Source organism: Paraburkholderia sp. (assembly GCF_035656215.1).
In the GTDB taxonomy this organism is placed as follows: domain Bacteria; phylum Pseudomonadota; class Gammaproteobacteria; order Burkholderiales; family Burkholderiaceae; genus Paraburkholderia.
In genome coordinates, this window is record NZ_DASRSY010000053.1 from 1 (window position 1) to 17,779 (window position 17,779).

Consider the following 17,779-nt stretch of genomic DNA (forward strand, 5'->3'; position numbering starts at 1 on the left):
CGCATCGTCGTATCGGCCCAGACGGTGCAGCGCAATTCCGAGCCAGCGCCATGTGTTGCCGTCAGCCGGAAAACGCTCGGTAAGCGAGCGGGCGAGTTTGACTGCTTCGGTGATCTGGCCTTTGTTGTACAGCGAAGTGAAGCGCGTCGTTTCCTGCTGGCTGACCCGCCTGCCGGATGCGATGGTGGACTTGCCCACGACCGTGACCGCCTGTGTCGCCGGGACGGCAGTTTTAGCGGCAGCGCCGTTTTCTGTCGTCGGACTTTCAAGCGGCACCTGGATCGTCGGGACGACCTTGCCAGGATTCGCCATTCGCGTGATCAGGCCGTCCACCGCAGGACCCTTTAGCCCTTGCTTCTGGCCCATTTCCAACGCCAGCCACGCGGCGGCTACTTCATTGGCGTCGATCAACGCGTTGATATAGCCCACCCAATACTGGCCGTTATGCGGCTGGACACCGAGGCTCTGTTCGAAACAGGGTAAAGCGTCTGACGGACGGCTGAGCTGAACCAGCAGCACGCCGAGGTTGTAAAGCACGTCGGCATGGTTGGGCCGCTCCTCGAGAATTGCCCGATACAGCGCTTCGGCGTCGTCGAATTCGCCCTTGTGATGGTGCTCCAGCGCCGTTTGCAAAACGAGCGCGATGTCATGCTCGAGTTGTTGTTTGGGCGTCAAGGGTTCAGCGGTCGGCTGCTCGTACAGGAGAGTCATGGTCTCAGCGCAGAATGGTCTATGACGGAAATTGTGCGACGAGGCGAGGCTTTCCGATGCGAAGAGATGACGGTGAAAAAGCCGCCTGTTTGGCGTATGGAGTGGGCCGCGGAAGCTCAAAAGACAAGAAAAAAGCCCGCACAAGGCGGGCTGAGGGAACGAGCGCGCCCTCACTTCAGCGCGTAGTTCTTATTGTTCGGTCGGGCGGGTTGTGCGGCTGCTTTTGGCCGGACAATGGCCATCAGGCATTGGGTTGCCTACAGCCGGGCCACCCGCTGATACTCGCCGGCAGCCTTGGTGCGGCCCATCGCGGCTTCGAACTCGGTGTGCAGTTCGTTCTGGGTGGTTTCCGCATTGGCGAGCAGTGCTGCGTCGATGGCCTGGATTCGGCGGATCATGTCCAGCGCGGCCGGTTCCTGCTCCGTTGACAGCGACATCAGCAGCGGCGAGCGCGCTTCGGTCAGGCGGGCCGCTTCCGGCCAGTCGGCGAGTGAGGCGGCGTGTTCGATTTCCCGGGTCATCGACAGCAGCCGTTTGATCAGTTCGGTCTGGTTCATTTCGATCGGGTCCATGGTTTAGCCCTTGTTGGTCGCCAGCGCGCCGGCGCTGTTGGTGCCGCCGAACAGGGCGGTCAGGTATTGCGAATTGTTGTTCATCGTCGCCATCAGCGTGTTCAGGGCGGTGAACTGAGCCTGATACTGATTCGTCAATTGCGCTGTGTAGTTGGCGAGCGAAGTTTGCTGCGTGGCGACACTCTTCAGGTCGGTGTTCAGCGCGGTGTTGCGCGCATCGATGATGCCGCCCTTCTGCGTGAAGGTGGTGATGCTGGTGTTCAACTGCTCGGCGATGCCGTTGGTCGAATTGAAGAGTGAGGCGACCGTCCCCGGGCTGCTCGTCAGTGCGGTGCTCAGCGCGGTGTTGTCGACCACCATCGTGCCGTCCGCCGGGTCGCCCTTCAGCGTAATGCCGATCGATGCCAGCGTGGTGCCGGTGCTGCCCGAGCCAACCGAGCCGCCCACGATCGTGGCAAGCGTGTTCTTGATCGTCTGAAGCGTCGAGTCGCCGAGCAGCGGGCCTTGCGACGTGGACCCGGAACTGAACGACGTGAGCGTGGACATCGTCGTGACGACGGTGTTGTAGAGGCTGACGAAATTGTTGATCGCGGTGCTTTGCGCTGAGGTGTCGGTCGTAATGTTCAGCGTCTGCGTGGTGCCGGCAGCCGCCGACGTCAGATTCATCGTGACGCCGGAAATGGCGCTGGTCACGGCGTTGCTCGAGCTGCTGGCCGCGATCCCGCCGACCGTGAATTCGGCGTCCTGGGCATACGCGCTTTGCGTCCAGGCGCTGCTCGAATTCGCCGACGTGATCGACGATTGGCCGCCCGTGGTGCTTGCGGTCGAGGTCACACCGAGGCTCGACAGGCCCGTGTCGGTGGTGATGTTGCTGGTCGAGACGTTGATGACGTTGGCGGCACCCGTGTTCGCCGCGCGCAGCACGAGGTGGGCGCCGTCCGTGCCGGTCACGATCGTCGCCGTGACGCCGGGGTTGCCGCTACCGGAGTTGATCGCGGAAGCAATGCCGGCGAGCGTGTTGTTGGTGCTGTCGACGCTGATGTTCATCGACTTGCCGCCGAGCGAAACGGTCAGCGCGCCGGTGCCCAGTTGCGTCGTGGCGCCGAATGCTGACGAGGACAGCGCCTGCGAGCTGGCGATCTGCGTCACCGCGACCGAGTAGCTGCCGGCCACCGCACCTGCACCTGCCGTCGCCGTCAGACCGGTACCGCTCGCAGTTGCCGCGAAAGTCGCCAGCGTGTTGCCGTTTGCGAGGTTCGTGATACCCGATTGCAACGCGCCCAGCGCGGAGCTCAGTGCGCCGTACGCGGACAGTGTCGTGTTGTCCGTGGTTTGTTGTGCCGCCAGAGCCGCGGTTTGTCCTGCGGTCTTCGCGTTCACGAGTGCCGTAACGAGCGTCGACACGTCCATCGACGAATTGCCCGTCGAGCCGCTGATGATCGATTGTGCAGCCGACTGCAGCGCAGCATTGGCAGCTGCACTTGACGTCGCAGAAGACGTGGTTGAGATCGAGGACATGCAGAGGCTCCAGGCGTCTAGGAATCTGTATTGGGTGGTGCGCGATGCTACATCACTGGGTGATGGAAATGCACATCGGGAGGCATGCCTCCCGTTGCTTGAAACCCTGTGATGCGCCGCACTTGCGCGTGGCGCATCACTTTACTGCATCAGCTCTTATTGCAGGAGCTTCAGAACTTGCTGCGGCAGCGAGTTAGCTTGCGCCAACACGGAGATACCAGCTTGTTGCAGCACTTGCGCCTTGCTCAGGTTCGCCGTTTCTTGTGCGAAGTTAGCGTCCGTGATTTGCGATTGTGCCGACGACAGGTCGGTCGATTCAGCTTGTTGCGACGTCGAGATCGAGGTGAAACGGTTTTGTGCGGCCCCCAGCGAAGCTTGCAGCGTGTTGACCGTTTGCAGCGCGTTGTCGATCGAGACCATCGCTTCGTTCGCGCCGGTGACCGTGCTGATGTCGAGGTTCGAAACCGTCGGCGGGTTGTTGATCGCGTTGATCTGAGCCACTGCTGCGGTAGCGACACCGGCAGCGGTCGCACCCATCGACGTAGCCAAGGTAGCGTTCAGCGTCAGGTTGGTGATTGCCGTGCCCACACCTGCGCCCGTACCAGACGAGAAGATTTTGGCAACTGCGGCCCCCGAGATCCCCTGGTTGTTCTGGTCAGTGAAGGTATAGCCGCCCTTGCCGTCCGACAGCACGTTGACCGACGTGATCGTTGCGCCCGTGCTGGTGTACGTACCGGTCGAATCCGTGCTGATAGCGACCGTGCCGACGGTTTGACCCGTTTGCACCAGACCGCCGCCGATCTTCGCCGCCGACATCGACTGGCTCAGGTCCAGGCTGATCGTCTGACCGACGTTCGCGCCGACCTGGAACGTCACGCTGCCTGCCGAGCCGTCCAGAATGTTGGTGCCGTTGTACGTCGTTTGCGACGCGATACGGTTCACTTCCGCGATCTGCGCCGAAACTTCCTTCTGCAGTGCTGCCTGGTCGCTCGACGACAGCGAACCGGTCGATGCTTGCACGGCCAGTTGGCGGATACGCTGCAGGCTCGAGGTCAACGACGACAGTGCGCTCGATGCGGTTTGAATCATCGACACGCCGTCGTTCGCATTCGACACGCCCTGGTTCAGGCCGTTGATCTGCGTTTGCATACGCGTCGAGATTGCCAGACCTGCTGCATCGTCAGCCGCGCTGTTGATGCGCTTGCCCGACGAGAGGCGGGTGATGGCTTGCGAAAGGGCGCTCTGCGAGCCACTAAGGTTTTGCTGTGCAACCAGCGAGTTGATGTTGCTATTGATTCCGAGCATGGAAAATCTCCTAAATAAGCCTTGAGCCCAATACGCCACGTTGGCATCGGCGGAAAGCACTCGTTCATTGCTGGCCGCCTCAGTGAAGGTTGACGGCGCATCTAAAAAAAACTTGAGGAACTTTGTGCAATAGCAACCCAATTGTTTATCGGGCCGGTTCGACCGTCACTCGTCTGTAAGCCGTTTGCAGCCTTGTTCGGGAAGTCCACTGCAGGTATTGAAAAGACGGCGTATTCTCTTTTTCTCTTGCAACAAACCCCTGGAGAAATCATGCAAAAGCGCCGGATTGGACGTTCCGAATTAGAGGTCGCGCCGCTTATGTTTGGCGGCAATGTATTTGGCTGGACCGCTGATGAAACCACCTCGTTTTCGATCCTGGATGCATTTGTCGATGCAGGGCTCAACTTTATCGATACCGCCGATGTCTATTCCGCGTGGGCGCCGGGCAACCAGGGCGGCGAATCGGAAACCATCATCGGTAAGTGGTTCAAGCAGAGCGGCAAGCGCGACAGGATCGTGCTCGCCACCAAGGTTTCCAAACACCCGCAGCGCAAGGGCTTGTCGGCGGCGAACATTCAGGCGGCGGTCGAAGATTCGCTACGGCGCTTGCAGACCGATTACATCGATGTCTATTTTTCTCACGACGACGACACCGAAACGCCGCTCGTTGAAACGCTCGGCGCGTACCAGAAGCTGATCGAGGCGGGCAAGGTGCGGGTGATCGGCGCGTCGAATTACAGCGGCGCTCGCGTCGAGGAAGCGCTTGCCGTGTCCCGCCAGCAGGGGCTGCCCGAGTACCAGTTGCTGCAGCCGGAGTACAACCTGTACGACCGCGCGGAGTACGAGCGTGACACCGAACCGGTTGCGCTCGCCAATCAGCTCAGCGTGGTGGTGTACTGGAGCCTCGCAAGCGGTTTTCTGTCCGGGAAGTACCGTTCGCAGGCTGATCTGGCCAACAAGGCGCGCGGCAGCCGGGTCGAGCAATATCTGAACGAGCGCGGTTTGCGGATTCTGGACGCGCTCGACCGGGTCGCCGAGCGGCACGGCAGCACGCCGGCGACCGTTGCACTGGCATGGCTGATCGCGCGCCCGAGCGTCACGGCCCCAATTGCCAGCGCGACCTCGGTTGACCAGCTAAAAAGCCTGGCCGCCGCCGTTCACCTGATGCTGACCGGTGCCGATATCCGCGAACTGGATGAGGCGAGCGCGTGATCACGCAAGGGACCTGGCGCGATCGCTAAACCCCTGGTAGGATGGGGAGTTTCCTGATATCATCGGGAGTGAATTGAGATCTTTGCCTGTTTCGTTAATGTTTTTCATTGATGAAAGGTTGGCGAAACGGCAGCAGACGCGGCATATGCGTTACGTCTGTCCGCGTTCCGCGGTGAACTCCCCACCTCTCTTTTCCGGCCTCCGTGGCCGTTATGCCTCTCGTTTCATTCGTGGTTTGGCCGGGATTTTTCCCGCGTTTGCCTGTTACTGGCCATGAATCGGAACGACCGGAGGGCCGGCGCGTGAGCGGTATCCCGCCACGCAATTTACCCCTATCAAGTGATTGAGTTAGGAATTACATGACGACGATTCTTCTGAAAGAAAACGAGCCGTTCGAAGTGGCGATTCGCCGCTTTCGTCGCGCAATCGAAAAGAATGGCCTGATCGCTGAACTGCGTGAGCGCCAATCGTACGAAAAGCCGACTACGGCACGTAAGCGCAAGAAGGCTGCTGCTGTGAAGCGCCTGCACAAGCGCCTGCGCAGCCAGATGCTGCCGAAAAAGCTGCACTAAGCACGCTTTTACGCACGCCGAACGGCGGTGTGAGCTTCGAAAGAAGCCACATCGCCGTTTTGCTTTTGGGCGCCGTTTTCGTTGGGTTTTTGCAGTTGAGTCGCTGGTTCCGTTTAGCGTCAGACGGAGCGCCAAGGCGCGACACGCGCCTGGCTGGCGGGTTTCGGGCCGGAGCAGGCTAGGCTGCTTAACGGCGGCTGCACTGAGGCGCGTTACGCGGCGTTCTTCAGGCGCTCGGCAGACAGGCCGAATTGCCGGGCAATCGAGCTCAGACGCTCATGCCATTCCCACGTGCCGAACACATCGTGCACGTTTTGCAGGCAACTGAGCAGGGTGACAGTGGCCGGGTCATACACATTGAGACGGGCGTGCAGCAGCGCCTTCTTAAGCGCAGATATGCCGGCATCCATATAAGCGGGCACCTCGACGGGCGCTTTGCCGATGTAGCGTACCGGAACGCCTTCCATCGCGGTCATGTAGTCGCGCGGCTTGATGAAGTTGCCGACCGGACAGCCGCCACAGTAGCCGCGGTAAGCGCCGCCGCCGCGTGGCAGCAAGGCGGCGCGCTTCTGGCCGAGCAGATGGTCCACAGCCTGATCGAAAATCTCCTGATGCGTCAGGAAGTTAAAGGTTTTCATGGTTGGTCTCCCATGCGTTACGTAGCGGCTATTCGTTGTTTGAGCGCATGAATGGCAGTATCGGGCACGCGTCGATTAACGAAGCTCGGACTAGCACGGCGAAAAGCCTTCAATTCCCGGGTTTGGCTCGTCTGCCGCTCATGCCGGCCTGGCGACGCCGACCGCCACCGTGGCAACCAGCACTCATTGCCTCTTTAACGGCCTGGTGCGCGAAAAGCGTAGACGGGCTTTACCGGATACCTGAAGGTCGCTTGCGATGAGAGCGGCGTCTCAGACGCGCTGGGCCACGCGGGGGCGACCGCTGCCGCCTCAGCCGGCTTTGCGATTGCGTCCTTTTTTGCCGAGCGCCGCGCAGCGTGCGCGGCACATGCAGCTCGCCTCGTGGTCGTTCACCATGCCGACCGCCTGCATGAACGCATAGCAGATCGTCGAGCCGACGAACTTGCAGCCATAGCGCTTCAGCCCCTTGCTGAGCGCGTCAGAAATTTCGGTCGATGCGGGCGCCTGTTTATACGATGCCCAATCGTTCTGGATCGGCATCTGATCGACGAACGACCATACGAAGTTGGCGAGCGAGCCGTGTTCGGCCTGAATTTGCTGCACGGCGCGCGCATTGGTGATGGCCGATTCGATCTTGCCGCGATGGCGCACGATACTTTCGTCCAGCACTAGTGCATCGATACGTTTGGGGGTAAAGCGCGCTACCTTGTCGATGTCGAAGTCGGAGAATGCACGACGATAGCCGGTTCGTTTGTTGAGAATCGTCGACCATGACAAACCCGCCTGCGCGCCTTCCAGCACGAGCAGTTCGAACAAATGCTGATCGTCGCGCGAGGGCACGCCCCATTCGGTGTCGTGGTAGTGTGCGAGCGCTTCGCTCGATACCCAGTTGCATCGCTGTGTCACTGTCGCGCTCCCGTTGTCATGTCGCCCGTCAGCATAGCGGAAGCCGGGCGCGCTGCAAGCTGGCCATTCGGCCGATTGCCGGATTGAAACTGACCTGCCACGCTATGCGTTATTCACCACTTGGACTCACTCGATTCGATGAATAAAGACCTCTTTCTGATCGGCATTGATGGCGGCGGCAGCGGTACGCGCGTCGTACTCGGCGACGCGCATGGCCGCGAACTGGCGCAGGCGGCGGGCGGCCCGTCGGGTCTGGGTCTCGGCGTGGAGCGCGCGTGGCAGGCCATCGGCGCCGGCTGCGCCGAGGCGTTTGCGCGTGCAGGCGTGCCGCTGGATTGGACACGCTGCGTACTCGGTTGCGGGTTGGCAGGGGTCAATAATCGCGACTGGCTGGCTGCGTTTCGCGCGCAGGCGCCTTCGGTAGCCGGGCTCGCGGTGGAAAGCGATGTGTACACCACCTTGCTCGGTGCTCACGGCGGCGGGCACGGCGTGGTCGTTGCGCTTGGCACTGGTAGTCAGGCGGCCGCACTTGACGGCAATGGCGAATACCGAATCGCTGGCGGCTTCGGTTACCCGTCGGGCGACGAAGCGAGCGGCGCCTGGCTCGGGCTGCGGGGCATCGTGCACGCGCAGCAGGCGCTCGACGGTCGTGTGCCCCACGACGATCTGGCGCAGGCGCTGCTCGCCCACACCGGTGCATATGACCGCGACAGCCTCGTGGTCTGGCTATGCGAAGCCAATCAGACGACCTATGCAAGGCTCGCGCCGATCGTCATCGCGCATCGCGCGCATCCGTTCGCGGCGCGTTTGCTCAGCGAGGCCGGCGTGGACGTGGGCAAGATGATTGCCGCCCTCGACCCTTCGGCGACCTTGCCAGTCGCGCTGTGTGGCGGTCTCGGCGCACCCTTGCGCGAATACGTGCCGCAGATTTATCACGCCCGTTTGCGCGAGCCATTGGCGGACTCCGCACACGGCGGTTTGCAGTTAGCGCAGCGCGAAGCGGTTCGCATCGCCGGTTGAGAATCGCCCCGCGCGCCGGGTGCGATCGCACCGATACGGCGCGCAACGGTAAAATGCGATCTTTGACGCTGCCCGGCTGCTCACACTATGTACAAAGTCATTGCCACGGATCTCGACGGCACGCTGCTCAACGCCGATCACCAGGTGGACCCGTTCACGATCGCCACCGTGCGCAAACTGGAAAGCGATGGGCTGCACTTCGTGATTGCGACAGGGCGCCATTACTGCGACGTCGCGGGCATTCGCGACCTGCTGGGCATCAATCCGTATCTGATCACGTCGAACGGCGCACGCATTCACGCGCCGGACAACACCGTGATCCACGCCGATGACCTGCCTCCGGCCATCGTGCAGCGGCTGGTGCAGCCGGAAATCGTCGGCGCGCATGGCCGTGTGATCGTCAATCTGTTCGCCGACCAGGCGTGGTTGATCGACCGCGACGCACCAGACCTGCTGAAATTCCATCAGGATTCCGGTTTCACCTACGAGGTCACCGATCTGCCGAAGCACGACGGCGTCGACATCGCCAAGGCCCTCTACATCGGTGAGCCTGCCGATCTCGCGCAGATCTCGGCCAACCTGGCGCGCGAATTCGGCGACGCACTGTACGTCACCTATTCGCTGCCGGACTGCCTGGAGGTGATGACTTCGAATGTATCGAAGGGCCGTGCATTGCAGATCGTGCTCGAGCGCCTCGGCGTCGATGCCTCGCAATGCGTGGCGTTTGGCGACAACATGAACGATATCGACCTGCTGGAGACAGCCGGCCATCCGTTTATGATGAACAATGCCAATCCCGATCTCATCACGCGTTTGCCGAACGTGCCGCGCATCGGCAATAACTTCGAAGCGGCCGTTGCTCGCCATCTGCGCAAACTTTTCTCGCTCGACGACGAACTGATGTCCTGAAAACGGGACGGCCCGCATCCTCTTTCGTGGATGCGGGCCGCTTCTTCGAGACTTCAGGTAACGCTACGATCAGCCGTGCCATCCGCCACGGCGATCGCCACGGTCATCGTGACCCCAGTGGCGGTCGTTGTGATTCCAGCCGCGGTTATATCCGTGGTCGCCGCGATAGTAGTCGCCGCGGTCATAGCGATGTTCCCAGCCGCCATTGCCGTAGTACACCGGCTGCGGCGCTGCATAGACAGGTGCCGGCTGGGCATAAACCGGCGCGCCGAGCGACAGCCCGATATTCAGATCCGTATGCGCTTGCGCGACGCCGCATGCGCCCGCCGCGAGTCCAGCAGCAACCAGCAAATGAATGACGATGCGTTTCATGTTGTTCTCCTGTGAGGCGACGTAAGTTTGTCGCACAGGATCAATCTACGCATTCCGGGCGCTCTCTACTGCGACGAGATGTTACGGACTGCAAGCATCGTCGCAGCGGTTGAAAGGCTGTAGAAGGAACGTTCGAACGCAACACGCGGGCTGCGCTTTCCGCTCGAAGCCCCGTCATATAAGGCTTCTTGGCTCATTTGCACAAGCCGGCGCCCAGTTGCCGCCATCTGCTGAAAAAATTTGCCAGCCGCGCCCGTAATCACGGCTTACATCTGTATTACCCAATTAATCAGCTGAGCCCGCGGAAGCACCCGCCGCAGCCGCAGAAGAGACATCCGGCAGCGCCGCGCATGGGCAATCCGTCGCGCGGCCGTTCAATCCTTGGCGGTCAAGCTTGAACCTGGCGTTGGCCGTGCCGTTTTGCCAGTCGAGGCGAACAATATAAATACTGTCGAAGTCGTCGCTGTGCCAGTTGGGAACATCGGCAGCATTGCCGCCATGCGTGCTCATCATCTGGCGCAACAACTTCACGATCAGCTTGTGTTCCCACGCGACGATAATCAGCTTGTTGCGATTGGCCGGATTGACGAGCGCCGTGCCGAGTTGATCGATCTGGGCGAAGCCGTATGGCGTTTGCACCGGCATCTGGAATTGGATGGCGGTTGGCTCGATGGTCGCAAGCGGCCGAATATAGTAGTAGGGGTGACCGCTGTCGTCCTTTTGCTGGCCGGGATCGGGTGCGTAGATTGCATCTGGTTTGCCGAACTTGGCGGCAATCACTGCGGGCAACGCCAGCGCACGGTTGAGCCCCTGGCAATTGAGCTGGCCGTAACCCTTGGCGGGTTTCTCACCGTGGCGCACGAATACGAGCGTTTCAGTGTTGCCGTCCGCCGCATGGGCCGCGGGCAACGCCAATACGCCAGCACACAGACCGCCGATGGAGAGTGCGACGCCATGCAGGAATCCGCGGAAACGAGTCATCGGTAGCACCTGTGCGAGCTTGGGAAGTCGCACGATTCTAGCAGCGTGCCATTGGCAGGCCACCGGCTGCCTGCATCGTGCGCACAAAACAAAACGGGCGCCGTAGCGCCCGCTTTGACTGCCTGGATACGCGCACTCGCTGATCAGTCGAGCGCCATTTCCTGCGAATTGCCGCGGCGGCTTTCGGCGATGACCGGGTACAGCACGCCGGCGATCACCGCGCCGATAATCGGTGCGACCCAGAACATCCACAGTTGATCCATCGCTGCGCCGCCGACGAACAGTGCCGGGCCGGTCGAGCGCGCCGGGTTGACCGACGTGTTGGTCACCGGAATCGAGATCAGGTGGATCAGCGTCAGGCACAGGCCGATGGCGATCGGCGCGAAACCGGCCGGCGCGCGTTTGTCGGTCGCGCCGAGGATGACGAACAGGAAGAAGCCCGTCATCACCACTTCACAAATGAAGGCGGCTGCGAGCGAGTAATGGCCTGGCGAGCGCTCACCATAGCCGTTGCTGGCGAAACCGCTGGCGACGAGGTCGAAACCCGGCTTGCCCGATGCGATCAACGACAGCACCAGCGCACCCAGCACCGCGCCGATCACTTGCGCGACGATGTACGGCAGCAGGTCGCGAGCCGGAAAACGGCCAGCGACGGTCAGGCCGACGCTCACCGCCGGATTCAGGTGACAGCCGGAGATGTGGCCGATCGCATACGCCATTGTCAGGACAGTGAGGCCGAATGCGAGCGAGACGCCCACGAAGCCGATGCCCAGACCGTGGACCGGGCCGGCGAAGTTAGCGGCGAGGACGGCGCTGCCGCAGCCCCCGAGCACGAGCCAGAAGGTGCCGAACAGCTCGGCAGCAAGGCGCTTTGACAACTGCATGATTGGTAATCCTAAAATGTTTGACGCTTGGAGTGGCATGAATGCTAAGCGCAAGTGCATGCCATTGAGCGCGCAATTCTAGGGAAAGACAGCCAGATTAGGTGTCAAGAATTGTCAATGTGGAGTCGCCTTTACCTATTATTACCTGATAAAGATCTCGTTTTACATTTCATCGACGCTTAATAATTATCAGAGGATATCTTCCTAAATCGGTATTATTGTCCATTGCGAATTTTTATAATTACAGCTAGTCTGCGAGCGAATGAGTTCTAAAAAAGGGGAGAACCGAAATGTCTCAATATGCAGACCTCAAGGCGCAGATCGCCAAATTGCAGGCACAGGCAGATGAAGCGCGCCGTACTGAAGTCGACAACGTTGTCGCCGACATCCGCCAAAAGATCGCTGAATACGGTCTAACCGCGCAGGACCTCGGCTTTGCGGTTGCCGCCAGGCGCGGACGCCCACCGAAGAAGGCGCCGCTACCGGCCAAGTACCAGGATCCAAAATCGGGCAATACCTGGAGCGGGCGTGGCAAACCGCCAAAGTGGATTGTCGGCAAGAATCGCGAACGCTTTCTGATTGGCGCGGCTTGAATGTCCTGTTAGTCCAGGCGAAAGCCAACTGAAGGTCGATCGTTGCCGGGTTGTTTATTCGCACCGCGCTAATCCGGGATGGAAGCGCATCCACTCCTGTATTAAAAAAGCCGCCCTTGAGAGGCGGCTTTCCGGAGTAGAAGCGGGTTAACTCCTGCTAACCGCTCGCGCAAACGATTCACCAGGCAGATTTACCCATGATTGGCGCGCGAATCGGAAAGTGGCGTAAGCGGCAGAGGCACGACTTAAGCGGCTGAGCGCATAAAAAACATGAGCCGCTTAAGCGCGTCGTTCAACCCACCGCTACCTGGCGCAACACCGGGCGGCGCGTCGCTTCGATCAGTGCCGAATAGCCGTCAACGTAATTCTGAGCCATTGTCTTCGAGCTGAAGCGGCGTTCGAACTGCGCGCGGATCTCAGTGCGTGACAGTTCGTCCAGGCGTTGCAGCGCGGCCACCGCACCTTGAACGTCCTCGACAATGTAGCCGGTCACGCCGTGATCGATCACTTCCGGCACCGAGCCGCGGTTGAACGCGATTACCGGTGTGCCGCACGCCATCGATTCGATCATCACGAGACCGAACGGCTCCGACCAGTCGATCGGGAACAGCAGCGCCTTGGCGCCCGACAGGAACTCGGGTTTCTGCGCCTCGTTGATTTCGCCGACGAACTCCACGTGCGCCATGGAGAGCAGCGGCTCGATTTCCTTCTTGAAGTATTCCTGGTCGACCTTGTCCACCTTAGCGGCGATCTTCAGCGGCAAACCGCTTTGTGCAGCGATCTTGATAGCTGTATCGACGCGCTTCTCAGGACAGATTCGGCCGAGGAACGCCAGGTATTCCGGCTTCTTGTGCGTCTGCGGCGTGAGCAATTGCTCCGGCAGGCCGTGGTAAATCGTATTCAGCCAGTTGGCTTGCGGCAGCGGCGCGCGCTGCGAATCCGAAATCGACACCACCGGCACATTCGAGAATGCGTCGAACACCGGTTGCAGTTCCGGCAAGTCCAGGCGGCCGTGAAGCGTCGTCACGAACGGTGTGTCCATGGTGGTGAAGAGCGGGAATGGCATGTAGTCGAGGTGAAAGTGCAGCACGTCGAACTCATGCGCGACCTTGCGCACCTTTTCCATCATCAGGACGTGCGGAGCCAGCGCATCGCGGATCGTCGGGTCGAGGCGCAGCGCACGCGGCCAGCAGGCGTCGAGGTTCGCGGAGGTGACCGAGTCGCCGCTCGCAAACAGCGTGACGTCGTGGCCGAGGTCGACCAACGCTTCGGTCAGATACGACACGACGCGTTCGGTGCCACCATAGAGTTTCGGCGGGACAGCTTCATACAGCGGCGCAATTTGTGCGATTCGCATGCGTTTTCTCCTGTTCAAAACGGCTTCGCACAGCGGCGCTCGAGTAGAGCGAGGAGCGAATGCCTGACGGACGGGTGGGCGCGGTAAGCCGCCGCCCGGGGTGCTCCGAACCTGCGTCGGGTAATCCCTTAGCTTCATTATCAGGATTGGCCGCGCTAATTCGAGTTATTTTTCAAACGCTTAATGTTGTTACAGCGCGAAACATGATGCGTAACAGGTCAGTAGGAGCGTGGTCCCGATAGTCGGCAAGCCCGACTGGGTGGACGTTCAAACGCAGAGGAGATACGAGCAAGGGGCGGTCCCGGGACTGGAGCGCGGCCCCTATACCACGCGTGTTGCACCGAAGTGAAACGTCTTATAATTCTTTTTCACCGATACAAGGTGCGAACCGCGAGCCACTCAGGACTCACCATCTGGTTCACATTTCTGCGGAATAATTATCCGAAGCGCATCGCGAATCCCAAGCTGCGCGCCGCTTCGCCTGCTCCAGCCTTCTTGTTGGCCCACGTCGTGTAGGAAAAATTCCTACACGAATGACGGATTAATCCGTCAGGCTGGCAGGGTGTCTGTCCGATTTTCGTGCGCTCTCCCTTTCGACACAATGCTTGCAAGACCAGAAACGAGCCGATTCGTGCGGTTTAAGTGCGCGCGTTCGAGCAAACGTTTCCGTAACGGCCCGACCAGCCAGATATACCCGGGGGAATCATGAGCGCGATAAGCGAAATGCTCAATGAGATCAGAGAAGTCAACCTGTCTTATCTCCTGCTCGCGCAGCGCCTGCTGCGCGAAGACAAGCCGATGGGCATGTTTCGCATGGGGATTTCGGACCAGTTAGCCGACGTGCTCGCCAATCTGTCGTTGGCGCAGACCGTGAAGCTGGCGGCGTCCAACCAGGTGTTGTGCCGTTTCCGTTTCGATGACCATGCCGTGCTGTCCGCCCTTGCGGACAAAGGCAAATCCAGCGCCGTGGCTCAGGCGCATTCCGCGATCCTGATGGCAAGCCAGCCAGTCGAGCAACTCGGCTGATGGCAGCTTGTAGTTCAAATAAAGCGATCAGGACGGGGGAAATGCAAGCGGATGGCATACAAAAGTGTTGTGCAGGAAGTCAGGGAAATTACCCTGGCCATCGAGCTGATCGAGCTCGGCGCGCGGTTGCAATTGCTCGAGGCTGAGACCAGCCTGTCGCGCGACAGGCTTATCAAGCTCTACAAGGAGCTGAAAGGAGTGTCGCCGCCCAAGGGCATGTTGCCGTTTTCGACCGATTGGTTCATGACCTGGCAGCCGAACTTTCACTCATCGCTGTTCTATAACATTTACCGTTTCATGACCGACCACGGCGGCTGTCTGACGATCCAGTCGATCGTGAAGAGCTACCGGCTCTATCTGGAACATGTCCAGTTGCACGACGACGAGCCCGTGCTCAGTCTCACGCGCGCCTGGACGCTGGTGCGCTTCTTCGACTCCGGAATGCTGCAAATGACCGCCTGCTGCCGGTGCGGCGGCCATTTTGTCGCCCACGCGCACGATCCGCAGCACGCCTTTGTCTGCGGGCTATGCCAGCCGCCTTCGCGCGCCGGTAAGACAAAGAAATTTGCCGACGCCCGGGCCCGCGAAAGCCTCGCTGCGCTCGAGATTTGAGCCGCGGGGCGGCACCGGCCTACCATCCGCAGCCCGGTGCACGTGCCCACACCCCCATTCGGCGGGCCTTCCGGCCCGGCCGGCCGGTGCCGGGCCTTGCTGGGCCTCACCGGGCCGGTTTAACCCGCCTCTGGTTTGCACCGGAGTGACGCACCGCTTTTCCGCCAAAGTTTTCTGCTCCGTTGCCGTAAACCAGACTAACGACGGTCACCGTCGCTTCTTTGTGAGGGCTCGGCAGTGCTGATTTTCGTGGGAACACTCGTGACGCTTTTGTCCGTTTTCGGCGGTTACGCGCTGGAAGGCGGTCATCTTGGCGCCCTGCTGCAACCCGTCGAAGTGCTGATGATCGTCGGCGCCGGCATCGGCGCGTTCATTCTCGGCAACGGGATGAAGACGATCAAGGCGACACTGCGCGTCATTCCAACCCTGTTCAAGGGCGCGAAATACAACAAGGACGTCTATATGGAGCTGATGGCGCTCCTCTACGTCCTGCTGGCCAAGGCGCGCAAGGAAGGCACGTTGACGCTGGAAGCCGACATCGACGATCCGTCGAAGAGTCCGATCTTCACGCAGTATCCGAAGATCCTGGCCGACAAGCACATCATCGAATTCCTGACCGATTACCTGCGCCTGATGGTCGGCGGCAACATGAACGCGTTCGAGATCGAAAGCCTGATGGACGAGGAGATCGAGACGCATCACCAGGAAGGCGAGGCGCCCGCGCACGCCCTGAACAAGGTTGGCGACGCCATGCCGGCGTTCGGGATCGTGGCCGCGGTGATGGGCGTGGTGCACACCATGGCCTCGGCCGACAAGCCGCCCGCGGTGCTCGGCGAGATGATCGCCCAGGCGCTGGTCGGCACCTTCCTCGGGATTCTGCTTTCGTACGGACTGATCGGACCGCTCGCGAGCGTCGCCGAACAGCGCGTGACCGAGTCGACCAAGATGTTCCAGTGCATCAAGGTGACAATTCTCGCCAGCCTGAATGGCTATGCGCCGGCTATTGCGGTCGAATTCGGCCGCAAGGTGCTCTTCTCGACCGAACGCCCGTCGTTCGCCGAGCTGGAAGAGCACGTGCGCCGCGTCAAAGCCAAGTAACGGGCGCCGGGAACCGATTCGATGAGCAAGGACAAAGACCGCGCCATTATCGTCAAGCGCGCCGCGCCGGCCAAAAAAGGCCATCACGGCGGTGCGTGGAAGCTCGCGTATGCGGACTTCATGACCGCGATGATGGCGTTCTTCCTGCTGATGTGGCTGCTGAGCTCTGCTTCCACGGTGCAGTTGAAGGGCATTGCGGATTACTTCAACCAGCCGTTGAAGATCACGCTATGGGGCGGCGATCGCAGCGCCGAGGACTCGAGCATTCTGAAGGGCGGCGGTCGCGACATTTCGACCGACGCGCAAGGCGTTACGCGCGCGACAGACGGCGCAAACAACCGCACCGATCGCAGCGTCTCGCATAACGACGAAGACTCGGTCAAACAGTCGCAGGGCGAGCTGGAGCGCCGCGAGCAGGTTCGCCTGCACGATCTGCAGGTCAAGCTGATGGCCGCGATCGAAGCGAATCCAGTGCTGCGCCAGTTCAAGCAGCAGATCCGTATCGACTCGACGCTGACTGGCTTGCGCATCGAAATCGTCGACTCGCAGAAGCGGCCGATGTTCGCGACTGCAAGAGACGTGGTCGAACCGTACATGCGCGACATCCTGCGCGAAATCGGCCACACGCTGAACGACGTGCCGAACCGCATCATCGTGCAAGGGCACACCGACGCCGCGCAGTACGCAGGCGGCGAGAAGGGCTACAGCAACTGGGAACTGTCCGCGGACCGTGCCAACGCGTCGCGTCGCGAGCTGATCGGCGGCGGCATGGACGAAGCGAAGGTGATGCGCGTGCTCGGCCTCGCGTCGACGCAGAATCTGAACAAGGCGGACCCGATGGACCCGGAAAACCGCCGCATCAGCATCATCGTGCTGAACAGGAAGTCGGAGGAGGCGCTTAACCATGACGACTCCACCACGACCACCTTGTCGGACGACGCAGCCGGCTCCAAGCCGCTGCTGCAAAGACTTGGGCAGCCGGCGACGGTTGCACCGAAGGTGCCGGCGGCAGCGCCGGCAGCCCAGTAACAGACAGCGATCGGCTGACTGGTCTACGCGCCGAAGTGGCGTGGACGGCCAGCCGCTCCATAGCGTAAGTGCAGCGAGGTTTTCATGATCCGGAACATCCTGGCAATCGACGATTCGGCATCGATGCGGCAAATCCTCGCCGCAACGCTGACGACGGCCGGCTACGAAGTGACGCTCGCGGCGGACGGCAACGAAGGGCTCGAAAACGCGCTCGCCATGTCGTTCGACCTCGTGCTGACGGACCAGCACATGCCGGGCAAGACTGGCCTCGATCTGATTACCGAACTGCGCGGCAACCCGGCCTACCAGGCGACGCCCATCCTCGTCCTCACGACGGAATCAGGCGAGCCGTTCAAGGCGGCGGCGCGGGCCGCGGGGGCGACTGGCTGGATCGAAAAGCCGCTCGACCCGGACATGCTGACCGAACTGGTGGCGGCGTTAGCCGAACCGGACCAGGCATGAGC

At 60.9% G+C, this 17,779-nt stretch carries 20 protein-coding genes; 10 read left to right on the forward strand and 10 right to left on the reverse strand.

Going from position 1 to position 17,779, the window contains the following annotated elements; translation table 11 throughout:
• The 4 genes from VFE81_RS02830 to VFE81_RS02845 all read right to left on the reverse strand — a co-directional run.
• On the reverse strand, nt 1–711 hold a 711-nt coding region (locus tag VFE81_RS02830), incomplete at its 3' end, for a tetratricopeptide repeat protein (RefSeq protein WP_325043138.1).
• A gap of 257 nt (nt 712–968) precedes the next feature.
• The gene (locus VFE81_RS02835; RefSeq protein ID WP_325043139.1) at nt 969–1,283 is read right to left on the reverse strand and encodes a flagellar protein FliT; all 315 of its coding nucleotides are present in this window, start codon (nt 1,281–1,283) and stop codon (nt 969–971) included.
• Nucleotides 1,284–1,286: 3 nt separating this feature from the next.
• On the reverse strand, nt 1,287–2,801 hold the full coding sequence (gene fliD / locus VFE81_RS02840; RefSeq protein ID WP_325043140.1) for a flagellar filament capping protein FliD: 1,515 nt from the start codon (nt 2,799–2,801) through the stop codon (nt 1,287–1,289).
• Nucleotides 2,802–2,957: 156 nt separating this feature from the next.
• Nucleotides 2,958–4,106, reverse strand: coding sequence for a flagellin (locus VFE81_RS02845; protein WP_325043141.1), 1,149 nt, complete (start codon nt 4,104–4,106; stop codon nt 2,958–2,960).
• A 270-nt stretch (nt 4,107–4,376) separates the two neighbouring features.
• Here VFE81_RS02845 and VFE81_RS02850 point away from each other — a divergent pair, with 270 nt between their 5' ends.
• Complete coding sequence (locus tag VFE81_RS02850) at nt 4,377–5,318, forward strand: aldo/keto reductase (protein WP_325043142.1); 942 nt, start codon at nt 4,377–4,379, stop codon at nt 5,316–5,318.
• A 359-nt stretch (nt 5,319–5,677) separates the two neighbouring features.
• On the forward strand, nt 5,678–5,890 hold the full coding sequence (gene rpsU / locus VFE81_RS02855; RefSeq protein ID WP_006050883.1) for a 30S ribosomal protein S21: 213 nt from the start codon (nt 5,678–5,680) through the stop codon (nt 5,888–5,890).
• A gap of 212 nt (nt 5,891–6,102) precedes the next feature.
• Here rpsU and VFE81_RS02860 read toward each other — a convergent pair whose 3' ends face one another.
• On the reverse strand, nt 6,103–6,528 hold the full coding sequence (locus VFE81_RS02860; RefSeq protein WP_325043143.1) for a hypothetical protein: 426 nt from the start codon (nt 6,526–6,528) through the stop codon (nt 6,103–6,105).
• A 309-nt stretch (nt 6,529–6,837) separates the two neighbouring features.
• Nucleotides 6,838–7,434: a DNA-3-methyladenine glycosylase I gene (locus VFE81_RS02865; RefSeq protein WP_325043144.1), complete on the reverse strand. Its 597-nt coding sequence runs from the start codon at nt 7,432–7,434 to the stop codon at nt 6,838–6,840.
• A gap of 138 nt (nt 7,435–7,572) precedes the next feature.
• On the opposite strand from VFE81_RS02865, the gene VFE81_RS02870 reads away from it, so the two are divergent.
• Together VFE81_RS02870 and VFE81_RS02875 are read left to right on the forward strand one after the other, a co-directional pair.
• Nucleotides 7,573–8,454 (forward strand): BadF/BadG/BcrA/BcrD ATPase family protein, encoded by an 882-nt coding sequence (locus VFE81_RS02870; RefSeq protein ID WP_325043145.1) that lies wholly within the window; start codon nt 7,573–7,575, stop codon nt 8,452–8,454.
• A gap of 87 nt (nt 8,455–8,541) precedes the next feature.
• Nucleotides 8,542–9,363, forward strand: a complete 822-nt coding sequence (locus VFE81_RS02875) for a Cof-type HAD-IIB family hydrolase (protein WP_325043146.1) — start codon at nt 8,542–8,544, stop codon at nt 9,361–9,363.
• A 69-nt stretch (nt 9,364–9,432) separates the two neighbouring features.
• On the opposite strand, the gene VFE81_RS02880 is transcribed toward VFE81_RS02875, so the two are convergent.
• The 3 genes from VFE81_RS02880 to aqpZ form a co-directional block, all read right to left on the reverse strand.
• Nucleotides 9,433–9,735 carry a PXPV repeat protein gene (locus tag VFE81_RS02880; RefSeq protein WP_325043147.1) on the reverse strand — a complete coding sequence of 101 codons (303 nt, stop codon included), beginning with the start codon at nt 9,733–9,735 and terminating at the stop codon, nt 9,433–9,435.
• A 285-nt stretch (nt 9,736–10,020) separates the two neighbouring features.
• A complete protein-coding gene (locus VFE81_RS02885) occupies nt 10,021–10,716 on the reverse strand; it encodes a histidine phosphatase family protein (protein ID WP_325043166.1) in 696 nt (231 codons plus the stop codon).
• Nucleotides 10,717–10,859: 143 nt separating this feature from the next.
• Nucleotides 10,860–11,600, reverse strand: a complete 741-nt coding sequence (aqpZ, locus tag VFE81_RS02890; RefSeq protein WP_325043148.1) for an aquaporin Z — start codon at nt 11,598–11,600, stop codon at nt 10,860–10,862.
• 290 nt (nt 11,601–11,890) lie between these two features.
• Here aqpZ and VFE81_RS02895 point away from each other — a divergent pair, with 290 nt between their 5' ends.
• On the forward strand, nt 11,891–12,193 hold the full coding sequence (locus VFE81_RS02895; RefSeq protein WP_172165159.1) for an H-NS family nucleoid-associated regulatory protein: 303 nt from the start codon (nt 11,891–11,893) through the stop codon (nt 12,191–12,193).
• A 292-nt stretch (nt 12,194–12,485) separates the two neighbouring features.
• Here VFE81_RS02895 and VFE81_RS02900 read toward each other — a convergent pair whose 3' ends face one another.
• Nucleotides 12,486–13,550, reverse strand: coding sequence for a glycosyltransferase family 4 protein (locus tag VFE81_RS02900; protein ID WP_325043149.1), 1,065 nt, complete (start codon nt 13,548–13,550; stop codon nt 12,486–12,488).
• A gap of 705 nt (nt 13,551–14,255) precedes the next feature.
• On the opposite strand from VFE81_RS02900, the gene flhD reads away from it, so the two are divergent.
• From flhD to VFE81_RS02925, 5 genes are all read left to right on the forward strand, one after another.
• Nucleotides 14,256–14,576 carry a flagellar transcriptional regulator FlhD gene (flhD, locus tag VFE81_RS02905; protein WP_325043150.1) on the forward strand — a complete coding sequence of 107 codons (321 nt, stop codon included), beginning with the start codon at nt 14,256–14,258 and terminating at the stop codon, nt 14,574–14,576.
• A gap of 51 nt (nt 14,577–14,627) precedes the next feature.
• A complete protein-coding gene (flhC, locus tag VFE81_RS02910) occupies nt 14,628–15,188 on the forward strand; it encodes a flagellar transcriptional regulator FlhC (protein ID WP_325043151.1) in 561 nt (186 codons plus the stop codon).
• Nucleotides 15,189–15,425: 237 nt separating this feature from the next.
• The gene (gene motA / locus VFE81_RS02915; protein ID WP_007179977.1) at nt 15,426–16,286 is read left to right on the forward strand and encodes a flagellar motor stator protein MotA; all 861 of its coding nucleotides are present in this window, start codon (nt 15,426–15,428) and stop codon (nt 16,284–16,286) included.
• A 21-nt stretch (nt 16,287–16,307) separates the two neighbouring features.
• Nucleotides 16,308–17,315 (forward strand): flagellar motor protein MotB, encoded by a 1,008-nt coding sequence (gene motB / locus VFE81_RS02920; protein ID WP_325043152.1) that lies wholly within the window; start codon nt 16,308–16,310, stop codon nt 17,313–17,315.
• Between the two features lie 84 nt (nt 17,316–17,399).
• Nucleotides 17,400–17,777, forward strand: a complete 378-nt coding sequence (locus tag VFE81_RS02925; RefSeq protein ID WP_325043153.1) for a response regulator — start codon at nt 17,400–17,402, stop codon at nt 17,775–17,777.
• The last annotated feature ends 2 nt before the right edge of the window (nt 17,778–17,779 follow it).

Coding starts and splice junctions, on each gene's coding strand:
- fliD (WP_325043140.1), bottom strand. CDS start 2,801: ATGTCCTCGATCTCAACCACGTCTTCTGCGACGTCAAGTGCAGCTGCC.
- VFE81_RS02880 (WP_325043147.1), bottom strand. CDS start 9,735: ATGAAACGCATCGTCATTCATTTGCTGGTTGCTGCTGGACTCGCGGCG.
- flhC (WP_325043151.1), top strand. CDS start 14,628: ATGGCATACAAAAGTGTTGTGCAGGAAGTCAGGGAAATTACCCTGGCC.
- VFE81_RS02875 (WP_325043146.1), top strand. CDS start 8,542: ATGTACAAAGTCATTGCCACGGATCTCGACGGCACGCTGCTCAACGCC.
- aqpZ (WP_325043148.1), bottom strand. CDS start 11,600: ATGCAGTTGTCAAAGCGCCTTGCTGCCGAGCTGTTCGGCACCTTCTGG.
- VFE81_RS02860 (WP_325043143.1), bottom strand. CDS start 6,528: ATGAAAACCTTTAACTTCCTGACGCATCAGGAGATTTTCGATCAGGCT.
- flhD (WP_325043150.1), top strand. CDS start 14,256: ATGAGCGCGATAAGCGAAATGCTCAATGAGATCAGAGAAGTCAACCTG.
- VFE81_RS02900 (WP_325043149.1), bottom strand. CDS start 13,550: ATGCGAATCGCACAAATTGCGCCGCTGTATGAAGCTGTCCCGCCGAAA.
- VFE81_RS02885 (WP_325043166.1), bottom strand. CDS start 10,716: ATGACTCGTTTCCGCGGATTCCTGCATGGCGTCGCACTCTCCATCGGC.
- motB (WP_325043152.1), top strand. CDS start 16,308: ATGAGCAAGGACAAAGACCGCGCCATTATCGTCAAGCGCGCCGCGCCG.
- VFE81_RS02850 (WP_325043142.1), top strand. CDS start 4,377: ATGCAAAAGCGCCGGATTGGACGTTCCGAATTAGAGGTCGCGCCGCTT.
- VFE81_RS02845 (WP_325043141.1), bottom strand. CDS start 4,106: ATGCTCGGAATCAATAGCAACATCAACTCGCTGGTTGCACAGCAAAAC.
- rpsU (WP_006050883.1), top strand. CDS start 5,678: ATGACGACGATTCTTCTGAAAGAAAACGAGCCGTTCGAAGTGGCGATT.
- VFE81_RS02870 (WP_325043145.1), top strand. CDS start 7,573: ATGAATAAAGACCTCTTTCTGATCGGCATTGATGGCGGCGGCAGCGGT.
- VFE81_RS02835 (WP_325043139.1), bottom strand. CDS start 1,283: ATGGACCCGATCGAAATGAACCAGACCGAACTGATCAAACGGCTGCTG.
- VFE81_RS02925 (WP_325043153.1), top strand. CDS start 17,400: ATGATCCGGAACATCCTGGCAATCGACGATTCGGCATCGATGCGGCAA.
- VFE81_RS02895 (WP_172165159.1), top strand. CDS start 11,891: ATGTCTCAATATGCAGACCTCAAGGCGCAGATCGCCAAATTGCAGGCA.